General features: G+C 53.3%; 15 protein-coding genes. 7 read left to right on the forward strand and 8 right to left on the reverse strand.

The features are described from left to right. Positions 1 to 12: 12 nt before the first annotated feature. Genes P0D43_RS11275 through P0D43_RS11285 form a run of 3 tightly spaced genes read left to right on the forward strand, consistent with a single transcriptional unit; the run spans position 13 to position 3,172 of the window. Complete coding sequence (locus P0D43_RS11275) at positions 13 to 570, forward strand: hypothetical protein (protein WP_394672444.1); 558 nt, start codon at positions 13 to 15, stop codon at positions 568 to 570. Next, the gene (locus tag P0D43_RS11280; RefSeq protein WP_394672445.1) at positions 540 to 1,151 is read left to right on the forward strand and encodes an Ig-like domain-containing protein; all 612 of its coding nucleotides are present in this window, start codon (positions 540 to 542) and stop codon (positions 1,149 to 1,151) included. Before P0D43_RS11275 ends, P0D43_RS11280 begins: the two co-directional genes overlap by 31 nt. Next, on the forward strand, positions 1,151 to 3,172 hold the full coding sequence (locus P0D43_RS11285; protein WP_394672446.1) for a TolC family protein: 2,022 nt from the start codon (positions 1,151 to 1,153) through the stop codon (positions 3,170 to 3,172). Before P0D43_RS11280 ends, P0D43_RS11285 begins: the two co-directional genes overlap by 1 nt. A gap of 11 nt (positions 3,173 to 3,183) precedes the next feature. Here P0D43_RS11285 and P0D43_RS11290 read toward each other — a convergent pair whose 3' ends face one another. The 5 genes from P0D43_RS11290 to P0D43_RS11310 form a co-directional block, all read right to left on the reverse strand. After that, complete coding sequence (locus P0D43_RS11290) at positions 3,184 to 3,339, reverse strand: hypothetical protein (protein ID WP_394672447.1); 156 nt, start codon at positions 3,337 to 3,339, stop codon at positions 3,184 to 3,186. Between the two features lie 6 nt (positions 3,340 to 3,345). Then, positions 3,346 to 4,251, reverse strand: a complete 906-nt coding sequence (locus P0D43_RS11295) for an asparaginase domain-containing protein (RefSeq protein ID WP_394672448.1) — start codon at positions 4,249 to 4,251, stop codon at positions 3,346 to 3,348. After that, entirely contained in the window at positions 4,232 to 5,650 is a 1,419-nt protein-coding gene (rmuC, locus tag P0D43_RS11300; protein WP_394672449.1) for a DNA recombination protein RmuC, read from the reverse strand. Before rmuC ends, P0D43_RS11295 begins: the two co-directional genes overlap by 20 nt. A gap of 2 nt (positions 5,651 to 5,652) precedes the next feature. Further along, complete coding sequence (locus tag P0D43_RS11305; RefSeq protein ID WP_394672450.1) at positions 5,653 to 6,150, reverse strand: group II truncated hemoglobin; 498 nt, start codon at positions 6,148 to 6,150, stop codon at positions 5,653 to 5,655. 73 nt (positions 6,151 to 6,223) lie between these two features. Beyond that, positions 6,224 to 8,725 carry an ABC transporter permease gene (locus P0D43_RS11310; RefSeq protein WP_394672451.1) on the reverse strand — a complete coding sequence of 834 codons (2,502 nt, stop codon included), beginning with the start codon at positions 8,723 to 8,725 and terminating at the stop codon, positions 6,224 to 6,226. A gap of 218 nt (positions 8,726 to 8,943) precedes the next feature. Between P0D43_RS11310 and P0D43_RS11315 the strand changes: the two genes are divergently transcribed. From P0D43_RS11315 to P0D43_RS11330, 4 genes are read left to right on the forward strand one after another with little or no spacing between them, the layout of a single operon-like run. After that, entirely contained in the window at positions 8,944 to 10,980 is a 2,037-nt protein-coding gene (locus P0D43_RS11315; protein ID WP_394672452.1) for an FAD-dependent oxidoreductase, read from the forward strand. A gap of 15 nt (positions 10,981 to 10,995) precedes the next feature. Then, complete coding sequence (locus P0D43_RS11320) at positions 10,996 to 11,490, forward strand: DUF4442 domain-containing protein (RefSeq protein WP_159570524.1); 495 nt, start codon at positions 10,996 to 10,998, stop codon at positions 11,488 to 11,490. A gap of 30 nt (positions 11,491 to 11,520) precedes the next feature. Further along, positions 11,521 to 12,693, forward strand: a complete 1,173-nt coding sequence (locus P0D43_RS11325) for an iron-containing alcohol dehydrogenase (RefSeq protein ID WP_394672453.1) — start codon at positions 11,521 to 11,523, stop codon at positions 12,691 to 12,693. 18 nt (positions 12,694 to 12,711) lie between these two features. Continuing rightward, on the forward strand, positions 12,712 to 13,128 hold the full coding sequence (locus P0D43_RS11330) for an acyl-CoA thioesterase (protein ID WP_394672454.1): 417 nt from the start codon (positions 12,712 to 12,714) through the stop codon (positions 13,126 to 13,128). A 26-nt stretch (positions 13,129 to 13,154) separates the two neighbouring features. Here P0D43_RS11330 and mnmH read toward each other — a convergent pair whose 3' ends face one another. From mnmH to P0D43_RS11345, 3 genes are all read right to left on the reverse strand, one after another. Continuing rightward, positions 13,155 to 14,183 (reverse strand): tRNA 2-selenouridine(34) synthase MnmH, encoded by a 1,029-nt coding sequence (gene mnmH / locus P0D43_RS11335; RefSeq protein ID WP_341236623.1) that lies wholly within the window; start codon positions 14,181 to 14,183, stop codon positions 13,155 to 13,157. A gap of 88 nt (positions 14,184 to 14,271) precedes the next feature. After that, positions 14,272 to 15,006 (reverse strand): 3'-5' exonuclease, encoded by a 735-nt coding sequence (locus P0D43_RS11340; protein WP_394672455.1) that lies wholly within the window; start codon positions 15,004 to 15,006, stop codon positions 14,272 to 14,274. After that, the gene (locus P0D43_RS11345; protein ID WP_394672456.1) at positions 15,003 to 16,964 is read right to left on the reverse strand and encodes a DUF294 nucleotidyltransferase-like domain-containing protein; all 1,962 of its coding nucleotides are present in this window, start codon (positions 16,962 to 16,964) and stop codon (positions 15,003 to 15,005) included. The genes P0D43_RS11340 and P0D43_RS11345 overlap by 4 nt, the downstream gene beginning before the upstream one ends. Between the last annotated feature and the right edge of the window lie 12 nt (positions 16,965 to 16,976).

Raw genomic sequence — 16,976 nt, forward strand, 5'->3', positions numbered from 1 at the left:
CCGAGGACCCGTATGAGCGAGAAGCCCGTTGTGAATGCCCAAGAATGCGACCCAAGTACACTGGGACTGGCCAGAAAACCGCGCCCTGCCCTGAAACGCAAGCCGCAAACCGAGGTGGTTGTACAACTGGGGCCATTTACCGATGGACAGATTACTGCCCCTGAAATGGTTCGCCCCCTGGAAGGACCAACCGAATGGCTGATCAAACCGAAAACCGGTGAAATTGTGCCTTTCGATGCGGGTACCCCACCTGACAAAGATGTTGTTCGCAAATACATTACCGTGGAAGCCCAAGACAACGATGTGCCAGAAGACCTTCCGAAATTGAGCGAAGGCTATGTTGTGGAACGCGTCAGCCAGGACCCACTACCCAGCATGGATGGCGAAGTGGGCGAAAACGGTACCGACACGGTCCGCGTGGTTGAAAAAGAAGGTCCTGCCAGTGTGGAATGCAAAGACATGCCACCCCCAACACCCGTGGATGAAAATGAAGAACCGCCGCCCGTAGACCCACCCGTCGACGAAGAGGAAGACTGCGAATGCCCCGCACCGCCCACCTGCCCCCAGTAGATGAGCAGGAAGAATGCAAGACCGATCCGGATTGCCCCGAAGTAGATGCGGTGAATGACTGTTCGAGTACCAAGGTAGATTGCCCAGTCATTGTCGACGTGCTCGACAACGACCTGGGCTGTGGCGAATTGAAAATCACCGAAGCGAGCGCAGAAAACGGAACAGTTGAAATCAGGGACGGCAAATTGCACTACACGCCCAACGAGGGATTTTGTGGTGAAGACGTTATCAGCTACACCATTGGTGACGACGGTTGCCTGACCGACACCGCCCATGTGTACATGAATGTTGAGTCAATTGACACACCCGTCAGTGACAGTGACTGCCCCACAGACTACACAGAAAACGCCGCTGACACGGGCGACACCAAGATGCACGACTATGAATACTCCTCCGAAGAATATTCGGTCGATGCCGTCGCACAAGCCACTCAAGAAAAAGTGCAGGCTTATCTGGAGCATGCCCAGGAACAAGCCAACGAACACACCCAAAGCAAAGCAGGATGGGCTTCAAGTTTCAGCGCCAGTGACTTTGACTCTTCATCCTGTGTACCCGCCGAAGACGCAGTTGCGGTGAGCTGATGCAATTTAACGAACGAGCCAACATGAACACAAGCCACACGCCAAACACCACATTGAGAACCTTGCCTGCAGCAATGTTTCTCGCCCTGCTCACTTTCAGCGTGCCCGCTGCATGGTCCCAGGAAAATCAGGCCACTCCTGCCGTAGAAACGCCCAACCCCTTGCAACAAAGCGTAATCAAGGGTTTGCAAAACAGCCCCACACTAGACGCCGATGTGCATGCACTTGAGGCACAAATGGAGGAAGCAAACGTGGTCTTTGGCACCCTGCTGCCCACGGTCGATGCGCGGGGTTCGGCAGGTCGGGAACGCACCAGCATTGAGAACTCGGACACACGCACCTACAACGCAAATTCCTATGGAATTGAGGCACGTCAAAACCTTTACAACGGGTTTGCCTCTCAGGCCCGCTACATGGCCGCCCATTCCGGGGCCATGCAAAGTTATTACCGATACATCAACAAAGCCAATCAGGTGGCCTTTGAAGCGTCCAGTGCTCATGTGGACGTTTCCCGGTTTCAGGCCCTTACTCTACTTTCAGAAAACAATCTGAAATACCACCAAGACCTGATGAACCGCATTGAAGAGAAAGTGAAAAGCGGAGTTAGCCGCCAATCCGATCTTGAGCAAGCACGCAGCCGATACACCTTGGCCTTGGGCAACCTGGCGACCGAGAAAGCAAACACATTTTCGTCGATGGCAAATTACCAGCGAATTACAGACACGGTTTGGCCTGTGAATCAAGCAGGGGAATATGTTGTTAACGCTAACTTTGAAGTCGAGAACAAAGAACGCCTGGTGTTCGCCCTGAACAACCACCCCTTGCTGAAAGCCTCTAACGCGGCAATTACCACCGCCAAGCAGGAAGTGACAGCAGCCAGCGAGGGCTTTCACCCTCGCCTTGACCTGCGCGCGAAAACAGATGTGTACAGCAATTACCTGTCTACCTTCGATGAGCGACAAATTTCATCCATTGACTTGCTGGCAACAATTAATCTGTACCGCGGCGGTGCCGACAACGCCTCCCGAAATGCCGCGATCAAACGACGACTTCGCAGCCTGGACGACAAGCTGATTATTTGCCGCGCCATTCGCCAGTCAACACAAACCTCCTTGTTCGACGTGGTCAGTTCGCAAAAAAAACTGAATTACTTTCGTGAGCAGGCAGCGGCAATTACCAAAGCACGTGCCGCATACGAGCAGCAATTCGCCGTGGGGCGGCGTAGCCTGCTCGATTTGCTGAGCGCGGAAAATGAGTACTATCAGGCGCAACGCGCCCTGATCAATATTGAAGCGGACTTAAGCATTTCAACACTGAAACTGCTGGCGGCCACAGGACAACTCACCACGCTGTTTGCAGTTGATGAGCTGGTCAACGCTGACGAACCCACCAAACGCAATGTCTTGTTCTACAAAGAACAAACACAGAGCGGTGCGGAAGCAGAAGGCTGCCCGGCCAGTTTGATTAATCTTGAAGATTTTGATTTGCCCAATATTGGATTCGACGAGGCGCTGAAGTCAGTCGATGCCACCAACAGCCTGCCCCCGATTCAGTTGGCTCAGCTCAACGACGGTGGCCCCACTCAACAAGTGGCGGCATTTGGTGACCCTGCGGAAGTATCAAAAAGCCTGATCGACAAAACGAAAGCGTGGGCCTCAGCATGGGAAAACAAAGACCTGAACAGCTACATTGCGTTCTATGCACCCAACTTCAAACCTGAAGAAGGAAGCTACGAAGCTTGGGTAAGTCACCGGCGTGATCGAATTTCGAAAGCGCAAGGAATCGACATCGAAATTTCAGACTTGCAAGTCATTCCCAGTTTCGACAAACCCGATGAATATGAAATCAGTTTTGTTCAGGATTATCAGGCGAAGTCGTATCAGGAACGCTCAAAAAAAGTACTGACCTGGAAAGAAGACAAAGGCATTTGGCAAATTATTCGTGAACAAAACATGCCTTTTACCACCGCGCAAACCCAAGGTAAAAAGGGTTTGAATCTTGCACAGGCCAAGGTCGAATAATTCAATAATCGCTAGGCCATCAGGCTGCGGGCCAACACTCGCAGCCGCTCGTACATTGCACACTTGCTCAAGCTCAAACTTCCCGACTCAGAAAATACTGCGGCATTGCCTGTATTGCCGCCTTCCCTGAAACCATCCAAAGCGCTGAATTCGCCACCCTGTTCCACGCCACCTTAGGCCACTCGGCTTGCACGTACCACACTGACCCCATTGAGCAACAAACGGCGTAATACTGAAACACAATCGTCAGGAATGTTGCCATGGCCTGGTGCAGCAACAATTACAGAGGCAGGCTTGCGACTCAAAAGGTCATTTAATTGACGCAAAGGACCGTTTCCAGGCACGCAGTACACCACAGGGACTTCCATGGCTTCGAACAGGGGATGCCCGGTTGCATCGTCATCAAATAGTTTTGAAAACTGACCTTGCGCCCCTGAATCCAAGGGCGAACTCATCGCCTCCTGGCTGTTCAGGCAATTTGAATCAGGCACCACAGAATAAGGTCCGTCGAAGGCATCGAAACCCGCTGTACTTTGCTTCTCCACGCATGCCGCAGGCGTAAACAAGCCCTGCATGAACAAGCCAAACGGCATGGTGCTGTTTGGCTGGCGACCCATCAAACATTGCTCGATAAAAGCCAGTGCACCACGCAAGTTTTCTGGACCATCGGCTTGTTCGGCATCGGCAGGCAACATGGCGCCGGTGAACAGCAAAGGTTTACTAAAGGCTGAAGTGGGCAATGTAAGGTGGAGGAAGTACAGCATGTCTTCCATGGTATCGGTGCCATGCGTCACCATGACCGCGTCTACCAAGGGCGATTGAAGCAAGCGCAAGAGAACTGAGCGCAGTTGCAGCATGTGCGACAGCTGCAGGTTTTGACTACCAATGCTGTAAGGTTGCTCAAAATGCCACTGTGCGCGGCGCAACAAATCGGGCATGTCAACTACAAGGCTTTCACCGCTGCGTTGGGCTGATTCATAAGCCCAGGTTTCCGATCCTTCGGTCAAAGCACCGGCAATGGTGCCACCTGTGGCCACCAATGCCACGCGGGGTAAGGTGTCAGGTGTTTGCGGGCGCATCGTCATCATCCAGCGGGTCCACCTTGCTGTCGTTGAACCCCAAAACACTCAGGGCATCTTTCTCGGGCAACTCATCAACGCCTTTCAATTTGCGTTGCATGGCGCGTGAACGAACTTCTGCGCCCTCAATATTTTTAGCGGCTTTTTCCAGGGTATCGCGCGTTTTGGCAAGAATATCGCCAAATTTACTGAACTCAGTTTTGACGGCGCTAAGCACTGTCCACACCTCGCTTGAACGTTTTTCCAATGCCAGCGTTTTAAAGCCCAGCTGGAATGCATTCAACAACGTGGTCAAAGTGATTGGGCCAGCGACGGTAACCCGGTGCAAACGCTGCAGGTCATCGACCAGGCCTGGGCGCTTCACCACTTCAGCATACAAACCCTCGGTGGGCAAAAACAGAATGCCGAAATCGGTGGTGTAAGGCGGGGCCAGGTATTTTTCTGCAATTGTTTTGGCTTCGGCGCGTATGGCCATGTCCAATGCTTTGGATGCGGTGGCCACGCCATCGGCATCTGCCCGGTCAAAACATTCAAGCAGGCGCTCGTATTGCTCTTTGGGGAACTTGGAGTCGATGGGCAACCACACGGGTTGGTCATCTTCCTTGCCCGGCAGGCGCACTGCGAATTCAACAATGTTGTTGCTGCCCGGTACAGGTTTAATATTGCGGCCGAACTGCGACGGTGTCAGCATTTGCTCAAGCAATGCCTGCAACTGCACTTCGCCCCAGGTGCCACGGGTTTTCACATTGGTTAAAACGCGCTTTAAATCGCCCACACCAGTGGCCAGGGTTTGCATTTCACCCAAACCTTTGTAAACCTGTTCAAGCCGCTCGCTGACCTGCTTGAACGATTCGCCCAAGCGGGTTTCCAATGTGGCGTGCAGTTTTTCATCCACCGTTTTACGCATCAATTCCAGCTTGCTGGCATTGTCGTCTTGAATGTCTTTGAGCTTTTGTTCAACCGACAAACGAATTTGCGTAAGCTGATCTTGAATCAGGGTGTTGGTGCGGTGCAGGGTTTCAGAAAACTGGTTCAGTTTCTCAGATTGAATTTGATTGCCCTGCGTGAATTGACCCACAATAATTTGCTGCAAACCATGTGCGGCCTGCTGACTCTTGGTGCGCGCTTGGGCAAAAGTTTGCTGAAGCAATTCAGCCTGTTTTCCTTGCCGTGTTTCCATGTCTTGATTAACAAGACGCAGTTGCTTGCTCAACTCTTCCGAGACGAAACGCTGCTGGGCCTGCGCATCCATGAGCTCATCAAGATTGCTCAACACCTGTTGTTGAAATTGGGCAAGCTCGGCCGAATTGTCGGCTGACATTTTTCGGTACACCAGGAAAAGACCGATCAGGACCACAAGCAACAGTCCCAGAACTGCCCATATCAGTGAAGCCTCCATGCTTACTCGCCCTTGATTGAAATGGTGTTCAAACCCTTGGCGCTGCCCTCGGGATCGGGTTTGTTGCGCATCCAGTCGGCTGTGCGGAAAAATGACAACATCAGCCCTTCAATGACTTTCTCGGGCAGTTGCATGGCACGCAAGGCATTGACCATGCACAACAGCCATTGGTCGCGGTCCTCACTGGAAATGGGAAAGGGCATGTGGCGCATGCGCAAACGTGGATGACCAAACTGGGGCGAATACAAGTCGGGACCACCCAACCAGCCCGACAGGAACAGGTAAAACTTTTCGCGTGAATGATTCAGATGAACCGGGTGCAGCTTGCGAATGCGCTCGAAATCGGGGTTTTGATCCATTTCGTCGTAAAACAGATCAACCAGCTTGCGCACCCCCACCTGTTGGTCTTCTGGCGTGTCGCCGAAGTAAAGAATGGGCGGCTTGGGTTGCGCGTCGTCGCTTGTGTTGGTGCTGGTGCTGCTTGAATCGTTGTTGCTCATGGACATGCCGGCCTGAATTTGGGTCTGGGTAATGCGGATAATCTACCCACATTGTACCGGCATGTAACATGCTTTACGCGGTGGCTTGCCTCAAGGTTTGCATCACCGGTGCGCGGCACACCTTGTTCACTGACCATGCACCAAAAACCACCGACACCGCAGCACCTGCCACCACCCCAGCAACAATGTGCATGGGCGACAGGAAATATTCAAACTCGAACACAAAATGCGCCACGCCCCAGCCCAACCCCTGGGCGGCTATTGCAGCCACCAAGCCAGCCAAAGCACCCAGCACAGAAAGCTCGAGCCATGCGGCACGCTGAAGTTGTGCAGTAGAAGCACCCATGGCGCGGTAAATCGCGGCTTCGCGGGTGCGCACCCGTGCACCTGTCATGACGCAGGCCACCACCACCAAGCCACCTGCTGCCACAGTGAACAGAAATACAAATTGAACAGCCTGCCCCACCTGCCCCAGAATTTTGCGAAGCTGGGTGATCACCAGTTCAGTGTCCAGCACGGTCAAGTTGGGGTAACTGCGCACCAACTCACGCGACACAGGAATGGCTTTGTCTTGTTGCAAACTGACCGAGGTAATCCAGGTTTGCGGGAAACTTTCCAGCACTTCGGTCGGAAACACCATGAAGAAGTTCACTTCCATGGAATCCCAACGCAGTTCGCGAATACTGGTAATTTCAACCGTGAGCGGTGTGCCTGCAATGTCGAAAGTCAGCTTGTCGCCCATGGCGAGCCCCAAGCGCACGGCCACACCATCTTCTACTGAAACCTCGGCCTTGGCCTGCGTTTCGTCAAACCATGCGCCTTCTGCAAGGGTGTTGTGCGTGGGCAATGTATCGGCAAAACTCAGGTTCAGTTCACGTTCCACGGTATTGCGGGCACGTTCATCAGCAAAAGTTTCCGCAGTAATGATTTCTCCATTGATGGCGCTTAAACGGCCACGCACCATGGGATACAGGTTTACGGGATTCTGGCTTGCCGTATTCAGGGTTTGTTGCACGCCCTCAACTTGATCAGGTTGAATATTGAACACAAAACGATTGGGTGCATCTTCGGGCACGGCTTCTTGCCAGCGGTCAATGAGATCACCCTGCACCACAGCCAGCATCAACAATGCGGCAAGGCCCAACGCAAGGCTTACACCCTGCAACACCAGTGTGCTGGCACGTTTGGACATGCTTTGAAACACCGCAATATTGGAACCTTTGGACGACCTGCCCCGCCCGAAATAAGCCAAGGCCTTGAGCAGGCCCCAAAACAACAAGGCAAACACAAGGGAGGTGCCAACAAAGCCGGCGAACAGCAACAGGGCCAACACCACATTGTTCACAATCAGCAAACACACAGCAATTGCCGTGAGCACGCCAAACAGCACAGACAACACCAATTGCCCGCCACTGCTTTTAAGCGTTTGATGACGAATTACTGCCACTGCCGGTGCACGCAAGGCATACCAGGTTGGCACCGCAGCAAAACCGAACAACAGCAGTGCTGACAGCAAAATACCCATAGGCAGGTAATACAAACCGGCCAGTGGCAAATCAACCCCCACCAGTTCGGCCAGCAAGGCCAGCAAGCCCCAGTGGGCCGCCCACCCCAAGGCCACACCCAGCACACCTGCACCCAGGGTTAACAGGCCCATGCCGATGACCCACATGCGCAACAGGCGTTTGGGCGTGTAACCCAGGCTTTTCAGCACGGCCAGTTCGCTGGCCTGCTCTTTGGCAAACAAATGCGCAACAAGCGCAATGCCCACGCAGGCCACCATGGTGCCGATCAGCGCGGCCATGGCCAGAAAATCATTGGCGCGTTCTAAAGTATTGCTGATCTCCGGACGCCCGTTTTCAAGGGTTTCAATTTCCTCGACAGGGGTTAACTGGGGAGTGAGTTCAGTGATCAGTTGGTCAACCAGGGGTTGAGCGCCCGTGAAATAAATTCGCCAGGTGGCGCGCGAGCCAAGGCCCAGCAACTTCGATTCGCCCAGGTCGGCGGTATTCATCATCACGCGGGGGGCAAAATTAACAAAACCACCGCCGCGGTCAGGCTCTACCAGAATGACGCGCGTTACCGGGCGTGTAATTTCGCCCACCTGAATTTCATCACCCAATTGAACATCCAGCGAACCCAATACGCCTTGGTCTACCCAAAGCTCGCCTTGTGGCGGACCACTGGCCACTTTTTCATCCTGCCCCTGTGCGTTGCGCACTGTCATTTGTCCACGCAGCGGATAAGTGTTGTTCACTGCTTTCAGAGACACAAGCAGATCAACCCGCGCGGAAGGGACCACGCTGGGAAACACCACGCTTTGCGCCTGCTTCAAACTGGCGTATTCCGGCTTATCCAGCACGGAAAGCCAAGGTGCGGCATCCACATTGCGTTTGGATTCAATGACCAGGTCTCCGCCCAACATTTGGCTGGCGTCGCGCACCAAAGCCGCCTCGATGCGGGCTGAAAACACCCCCACGGAGGATATCGCGGCCACAGCCAAGACCAAGGCCACGAACAAAATGCGGAACGATGCACGGCGTGATTGCCGCGCCCAATATTGAAAAGACTGCATGGGGAAAGCGCTTGCTGGGTAAAACACCAGTTTAGGACAAAGCGCGGGGATACAGGTTCCCCTGAATATTGCGGCGCAGTAATTTCTTCATGAATAAAACACGCAAAAAATTGACCGATCGTGCTATTTTGAGTGCTGACTCCAACAATAAAAATTACTTTTAAGTAACATAAGTAAATACATTACAAAAAACTACCGATTTTTAAGGAGACGGTAACGTGTCTGACGCATTCCCCCATTTGAATTCTCCGCTCGACCTTGGCTTTACCACATTGCGTAACCGCATCATGATGGGTTCGATGCACACCGGCCTTGAAGACAAATACAAGGAATTCGACAAATTTGCTGCCTACTTTGAAGCGCGCGCCAAAGGCGGCACTGCCTTGATCGTGACCGGCGGGTTTTCTCCGAATCTGGAAGGTTGGCTGTATCCTTTTGCCTCCAAATTGAGCAGCAGCGGTGCCATCAAACACCACAAGAAAGTGACCGAAGCCGTGCACAAGCACGACGGCAAAATCGTGATGCAACTATTGCACGCCGGTCGTTATGCCTATCACCCGCTCAGCGTCTCGGCTTCGAATGTGAAGTCATCAATTAACCCGTTCAAACCCCGCGAAATTGGCGACTTCGGCATTCGCCGAACCATTGCCGCATTCGCACGTTCGGCAAAAATTGCGCAAGAAGCCGGTTACGACGGCGTTGAAGTCATGGGCTCGGAAGGCTACTTCCTGAACCAGTTTATTTGCAAACGCACCAACCAGCGTACAGACCGCTGGGGGGGATCGGTTGAAAACCGTGCGCGTTTGTCGGTTGAAATTGTTCGCCGCATTCGCGAAACCGTGGGCGAGAAATTCATCATTATTTATCGCCATTCCCTGCTTGACCTGGTCGAAGGTGGCAACACCTGGGAAGACGTCAGTTACATCGCCAAGGCTGTGCAAGACGCTGGAGCCAACTTGCTGAACACCGGAATTGGCTGGCATGAGGCCCGTGTACCCACCATTGTTACGTCTGTACCCCGTGCGGCGTTTGCTGAACTGACTGCGCGCCTGAGGAAGGAATTGCGTATTCCCGTGATTGCGTCCAACCGCATCAACAAACCGGACGTGGCGGAGCAACTGTTGGCCGACGGCGCATGCGACATGGTGTCGATGGCTCGCCCCCTGTTGGCTGACCCCGATTTTGCGATCAAGGCCAAAGAAGGCCGCGCCGACGAAATCAATATCTGCATTGCCTGTAACCAGGCTTGCCTTGACCACACCTTCAGCCTGAAGCGTGCCTCTTGTTTGGTGAACCCGCGCGCCTGCCATGAACTTGAAATTGTGGACAAACCGATCGAGCGCAAAAAGAAAATTGCCGTGGTGGGTGCAGGCCCGGCAGGACTGGCAGCGGCCACTGAACTGGCCCGTCGTGGACACCACGTCAGCCTGTTCGACAAAGCGAGTGAAATTGGTGGCCAGTTCAACATGGCCAAACAAATTCCGGGCAAAGAAGAGTTTTTTGAGACCATCAGCTATTTCAAGCGTCAACTGGAACTGAAGAACGTGGACGTTCGCTTGAACACGCGGGTAGACGCCGCGCTGATTTCAAAAGAAAAATTTGAAGAAGTCATTCTGGCCACTGGTATTAAACCCCGCACGCCCGGTATTGAAGGCATTGATCACCCCAAGGTGATGAGCTATATCGACGTGCTGCTCCACAAAAAAGAAGTGGGCCAGAAAGTGGCGGTGATTGGAGCTGGTGGCATTGGGTTTGATGTGTCGGAATACCTGACGCACGACTTTGCCCACCCTTCCCCCACACTGGACCTGGAAAGCTGGAAAAAAGAATGGGGCATTACCTTTGACCCCAAGAACGCAGGTGGTATTGATGGCGTGCAGCCAGAACCACCCAAGCCTGCACGTGAGGTGTGGCTATGTCAGCGCAAGGACGAACCCTTGGGCAAACGCCTTGGCAAAACATCGGGCTGGGTGCACAAGGCCAGCTTGAAAAGCCGCCGCGTTCACTTTATGCAGGGTGTTGAGTACCTGAAAATTGACGACCGTGGTTTGCATGTGATGGGTGCGCATGGCCCCCAAATTCTGGAAGTGGACAACATTATTGTGTGTGCTGGCCAGGACCCCTTGCGTGAACTGGTAGAACCGATCGAGGCCTTGGGCGTGCCCGTGCATTTGGTGGGCGGTTCATCAGTGGCTGCCGAACTGGACGCCAAACGAGCAATTAACCAAGCCACTCGCCTGGCTGTAACCCTGTAAAGGCAGAACAAAAAAATGACTGAAAAATCGATGCTGCAAAAAGTGTATGCGCAAGTGGACAAACTGCCCACACCTTTAAAAACCCGCGCATTTACCCTGCTGTTTGGGCGCGCCGTGAAGTACTTCAAAACCAGTGGTTTGAAGTTTGAGTGGATTGAGCCCAACCATTCGATTGTGGTGATAAAAAACCGCCCCTATGTACAAAACCACATTGGTACGGTGCATGCTGTGGCCATGATCATGATTGCTGAATCAGCCACAGGTGCTTTGGTCGGCTTGAACGTACCTGCCAATGCCATACCCGTGATCAAGCGCATGGAGGTGGATTACCGCAAACGGGCAGCGGGCGATATGCGCGCCGAAGCCATGCTGACGCAGGAACAAATCACCATGATGCAAACCGAGGAACGCGGTGAAGTGGATGTGGCGGTCACCATTACCGATGGCGAAAGCAAAGAACCGATCTTTGTTCGCGCCATTTGGGCCTGGACCCCCAAGCGCAAAGGCTAAAATACAAAAAAACAGCGAGGAGACACCGGCATGGCCCCATTTGAATTTAGAACCGTCAACCGTATTGTGTGCGAATCGGGCAGCTCTGTACGAATGGCAGACATGCTGGCCCCATTGTTGACGCAGCACGGACTAAAAACCGCACGGGTCTTCATGCTGGTGGATCCTTTTATTTCCGGTACTGCTGCGTTCAAAACCATTTGCGACAATTTGACATCAGCAGGGCACGCCGTGCACAGTTGCAACGATGTGGAACCCGACCCGCCCGAGGCCTTGGTACACCGTGTGACCCAACTGGCAAAAGATTTCAATGCAGATGTGGTAGTTGCCATTGGTGGTGGCTCTACGCTGGATGTGGCCAAGCTGATCGCTGTGTTGGCGCGCGGCAAGCAAGAACTGACCACCATGTACGGCGTGGGTAATGTACACAGCGACCGGTTGCCACTGGTGCTGGTGCCCACCACGGCAGGAACTGGCAGTGAAGTGACTCCAATTTCAATTGTAACCACGGGTGTGGATACAAAAATGGGCGTAGTTTCGCCTGTGCTGTACGGCGACCTGGCCATTCTGGATGCGGACTGGACACTTAGCCTGCCACAACATGTCACCGCAGCCACCGGGATTGACGCCATGGTGCATGCCATTGAGGCCTACACCAGCAAACGTCTGAAAAATCCCTATGCGGACTTTCTGGCCTGTGAGGCGCTGCGCCTGCTGGCTGCGAACCTTCACACCGTGTGCAAAGACCCCAGTAACCGCGAGGCGCGCCAGGCGATGATGCTGGGTTCTTGCATGGCGGGCCAGGCTTTTGCAAACGCCCCCGTGGGCGCAGTGCATGCCTTGGCTTATCCAGTGGGCGGCATATTTCATGTGCCGCATGGCTTGAGCAATTCACTGGTGCTGCCCCATGTGTTGCGCTTTAACTTGCCCGCAGCCGAGCAGCAATATGCTGAATTGGCGCAGGTGTTGAAGCTGGGCCACCATGGTGACAACCAGGCACAACTGGCACAGGCCTTCATTGACTACACGGCAACCCTGTCGCCCTCCACTGGTTTGCCGGTGGGCTTGCGCGAAGTGGGCATTGCCGAAAAAGATTTGCCGGTGATGGCCAGCGCCGCCATGCTGCAAACCCGCTTGCTGAGTAACAACCCACGCGATGTGAACGAGGCCCAGGCCTTGGCCATATACCTGGCAGCCTACTAAACAATACCAACAACGACCATGACCACACTGGCTCAATACCCCTTACAGCAACTGGTTCAAACCCGTTGGCACTACAACGACATTTACGGCCATGTGAACAATGTGGTGTATTACAGCTACTTTGACAGCGTGGTGAACCGCTACCTGATTGAAGAAGGTGGCCTGGACATTCACAACGGCGAAGTGGTGGGTTTTGTGGTGGAAAGCCAATGCAAATACCTAAAGCCACTGGCCTACCCTGAACCCGTTATGGCAGGCCTGCGTGTGGGCAAGTTGGGCAACAGTTCAGTGCGTTATGAATTGGGGCTTTTCAATGCCGAAGGTGAATTGTGCGCCCAGGGCTACTTCATTCATGTGTTTGTGAACAAAGCCAACAATACACCCACGCCGATTCCGGAAGGCATACGTCGCAAAATGGCATTGCTGGTGATCTAAAAAATCAGTGTTCGAGCATTGCTCAGTCAATGCTCGTATTGCGCTCGAATGTTTTTCGCAACTTGCAGCAAACCGGCTGGCGACAAGTCGCTCAAGTCAATCAGGGGTGACTCATCAATATTGGGATATTCGCGCAATATTGAGCGGCGGTATGCCGGGTCGTAATGGTTGCGCATCAAACGCTCAAACAGCTCCGGCATTTGTCGGTCAGCCGCCAGTTTTCCCCACTCTTCGAATTCTTTTCCACCAACCAGGCTACGGATAAAACGCAGGCGTTCCAGCATGCCTTCCGGGTCTTCTTCAAAGTGTTTGTAATCCTGGCGCCACAGTTCAACCCGCTGCTGCATGTCCGCATGCACACGAACGGTTTTACCCTTGCGCATGGAATCGAGCATGGAAGCAGGAATTTGAACGTTGCCGATCTTTTTGCTTTCAGCTTCTACCCACACAGGTTTGGAAGGATCCAGCTTGGCAAGTTCCTCAAGCAGCAAGGTATCAAAATACTTTTGCGAGGGCTGCGGCGTATCGGGAATGGCACCAATAATCGAACCACGGTGCCTGGCAATCGCTTCCAGATCCACCACTTGGCAACCCGCTTCGTGCAAGGCGTACAACAGGCGGGTTTTTCCACAACCGGTTGGCCCACTCAGTACGTGGTAGTCAAACTTCGTGGGCGCTGTTTCAAGCTGCTCATTCACCCAGCGTCGATAGGCTTTCCAGCCGCCAGTGAGCTTTTGTACGTCGTAACCAATGGTTTCAAGCGCATCAATCCACAGTTTGCTCCGCTTGCCTCCACGGAAGCAGTACACCAGCACCTTGCCGTCTTTGGGGTATTTGGGCAGGTCTTCGGTCAAGTGCCGTGCAATATTGGCCAAGGAATAACGCACGCCAATGCTGTATGCGCCCATTTTGTCGCTGCGGTGAAGGGTGCCGACCTCTGCATACTCGTCGTTGTTCACCACGGGCATGTTGACTGCACCAGGAATGTGATCTTCCTCGTACTCGCGCGGCGAGCGGGCATCAATAATCAGCGTGTAACTGGAAAAATCATGCATGGCCAGACAACTTCAAATCAAAATGTTCAGCCCGGCAGAATAGCGTAAAACAAGGGATTGACCAAACCGGACAAGCCCTGCCCGGCAATTATGTGGGTAGATTGCGGCCTGGCAGGGTCTTCAGGCCACCAACAATGGTTTTCAGTTCTTTCCAGTCAGTGGCCTTTCGTTTTTGCAACATGGGCCACAACTTCATGAGCAGTTGCGCAGTGGCCAACACATCGGCTGCGGCTTGGTGGCGTTGTTCGCATTCAATGCCATAACGCTGCATCCAGACATCCAGCGGTAGTTGATGGTTTTCCTTGTGCAGCACCGCGGCCAAATGTTCAAGATCAAGCCAGTGCCGGTGGGTTGCCCGGCCCAGCACTTTGCGCATGGCTCTGTTGATCAGGATTTCATCAAACCAGCTATGAAATGCAATGATCGGCGAGTTGCCGACATAGCAAAGAAATTCAGACAAAGCCACCTCGGCCTTCACACCGCTTTGCTGCGCACCAATGCCAATGCCGTGAATCAAAATATTGTTTTTGTCGATGGCCTCAAATTCAATCATGTCGACAATTTCAGGGGGCTGTTTTATCACTACCTCAAAAGTATCGGTCAAGGAAATTCTTGGGCGGCGTTGCGAGTCAAAAGCAATCGCTGTGGCTGCAATTGAGATCAAACGATCTTTTTTCGGGTTCAAACCCGATGACTCTACGTCAACCACCACCCATCGATCGGGGTTAGGGCTGGAGAAATCCAGCGTTTGAACCAGGCGGGTTTTTATGTAGCTGGCCCAGCCTTGAGCGGGCAACAATTGGCCCTGCAATGTGGTGCTCAACGCATGTGCTCCATTTCAATTCGCTGCTGCAAACGGCGCCCCACCCGGAAACACTCTTTCAGTATGCGGCGGTCAATGTTATCCAGCACATCGTAGTTCACCACGTTGGGTTGATCCGGCAAATTGGGAACGGCCACGCCTTCATCAAGTTGTATGCGAAGGCGCATCATTTGCAAAAACTCAAAGGCACTCACCCAGGCGTCCCGGCGTTGTTCTTCCACACTTAAACGCTTGGCCACTGCCTCAAACCTGCGGCGCGTATTGACTTCATCAATACCAAACACCAGCGAGAAGAAGCGTGCAGCATCTACAAACACCGCTGTGCCTTGTTTTTTCAAGTCCAGTGTTCGAATGTCTTCAATCTCGGTTGTGTCAATACTGCCGTGCCAATTCAATGGCGGGCGAAAACGCATGATGTTTTCAGCCAGTAGCCGCAAGAATATGGTGGACTCCTTGGCGCGGGTCACGATGTAATCCCGCAACGGCTTTGCCAACTCTTTGTTACCCGCCAAAGCACGAAGATCAAAAAAGATGTTCACGCGCAGCAGGTTCTCGGGGGTAGCCACGTCGATCCATCGTGCAAATTTGTTTAACCACTCACCCGCTGTCATGCAGCAATCAGGGTTGCTGGCCATGATGTTGCCCTTGCACATTGGGTAACCGCACTGGTCAAGTGTTTGGTTTACTTCTTTGCCAAAAGCCAGCCAGCGTGGCCTGTCCACTTCGGGCTGATCGCTGACGAACAACAAGCCGTTGTCCTGGTCTGTGGCAATGGTTTGTTCCGAACGGCCTTCAGAGCCGAAACTGAGCCAACAGTAGCTGTTGGCATCAATGCCCATGCGGTTACCCACCACTTCAAGAATGCGTTCGGTGAGCACATCGTTCAGGTGGCTGATCAATTCGGTCAGCTGCTTGGCGGCAATGCCCTGGCCAAGCAGGTTTTTGGCAAAACTGCGTATGTCGTTGGCGCAGGTGCGCAGCATTTCAGCATCTTGGGCCGATCGAATGTTGCTGCTGATTTGCTTCAGCGACAAGCGCTGCATGGCAAAAATATCGCGCTCAGACACAATTCCACTTAATTTGCCATTGCGGGTTACTGGCACATGGCGTATGCCGAATCTGGACATTAACAAGGCGGCGTCTTGCGCAGAATTGCTCTCATCCAAGGTGTGCACAGGCGTATTCATGACCTCGGAAATTTGCGAGTTAAGCGGTTTTTGCGCCATGGCGACACGCGAGAGCACGTCTTGCCGGGTCAAAATGCCTTCAACCACCATGGTCTCGCTCACAACGATCATGGAGCCGATTCGATGCTCATGCATCACTTCCAGCACCTGCTTCAGCGGGGTATTGGGCGAACATGAAAACGGCTCATGGCGGCACACATCCCTTAAGGGTTTCTCAAGGGTTTGCTCTGCCAGCGTTTGCGAAGAATAAGCGACCTGAATTGCCTTTCTTGAAAGGTCCAGAAACTGCATGGTGCGCCGGGTGAGGTAATCGGAAAACACCGGGCTTTTGCGTGCCAGCGCCTGGACACCATCGAAAGTGAACATCAGGCAAAAGGTGTCTTCGCGGGCACTGTAGGTGGCAGTTACAGCACGTTTGGCCAAAAAGGCGTTCACGGGAAACATTTCCCCGGCTTCATATTGAAACCCGGTAGAGGACAGGTCGGCCAAACCCTTTCGGCCTACGGCTGAGCCTTTTTCAACATAGTAAAGAAACTGGGGGGGGCCGTCGTCGGGCCGCACAATTACTTCATTGGGCGCAAAGTAGGTTTCAGCACAACCATCAAGCAGGCAGTCCAGGTCGCGCGGCGGAATTTCACTAAACGGCGCGTATTTGACGAGTCTTTGCTTGATGTAGTCCAGCATTTGCCCAGAGGGGCTGGTACTGGATTGGGCGGATTCAGGAGCATTTACCCCCGAATCAGCCACAGAAGCGGCATTCGGTCGATTCACAGTCTCTCCATT

The organism is Limnobacter sp. (assembly GCF_043511195.1).
Taxonomy (GTDB): Bacteria; Pseudomonadota; Gammaproteobacteria; order Burkholderiales; family Burkholderiaceae_B; genus Limnobacter.

Coding starts and splice junctions, on each gene's coding strand:
- P0D43_RS11280 (WP_394672445.1), top strand. CDS start 540: ATGCCCCGCACCGCCCACCTGCCCCCAGTAGATGAGCAGGAAGAATGC.
- P0D43_RS11305 (WP_394672450.1), bottom strand. CDS start 6,150: ATGAGCAACAACGATTCAAGCAGCACCAGCACCAACACAAGCGACGAC.
- P0D43_RS11310 (WP_394672451.1), bottom strand. CDS start 8,725: ATGCAGTCTTTTCAATATTGGGCGCGGCAATCACGCCGTGCATCGTTC.
- P0D43_RS11320 (WP_159570524.1), top strand. CDS start 10,996: ATGACTGAAAAATCGATGCTGCAAAAAGTGTATGCGCAAGTGGACAAA.
- P0D43_RS11285 (WP_394672446.1), top strand. CDS start 1,151: ATGCAATTTAACGAACGAGCCAACATGAACACAAGCCACACGCCAAAC.
- rmuC (WP_394672449.1), bottom strand. CDS start 5,650: ATGGAGGCTTCACTGATATGGGCAGTTCTGGGACTGTTGCTTGTGGTC.
- P0D43_RS11275 (WP_394672444.1), top strand. CDS start 13: ATGAGCGAGAAGCCCGTTGTGAATGCCCAAGAATGCGACCCAAGTACA.
- mnmH (WP_341236623.1), bottom strand. CDS start 14,183: ATGCATGATTTTTCCAGTTACACGCTGATTATTGATGCCCGCTCGCCG.
- P0D43_RS11295 (WP_394672448.1), bottom strand. CDS start 4,251: ATGCGCCCGCAAACACCTGACACCTTACCCCGCGTGGCATTGGTGGCC.
- P0D43_RS11325 (WP_394672453.1), top strand. CDS start 11,521: ATGGCCCCATTTGAATTTAGAACCGTCAACCGTATTGTGTGCGAATCG.
- P0D43_RS11330 (WP_394672454.1), top strand. CDS start 12,712: ATGACCACACTGGCTCAATACCCCTTACAGCAACTGGTTCAAACCCGT.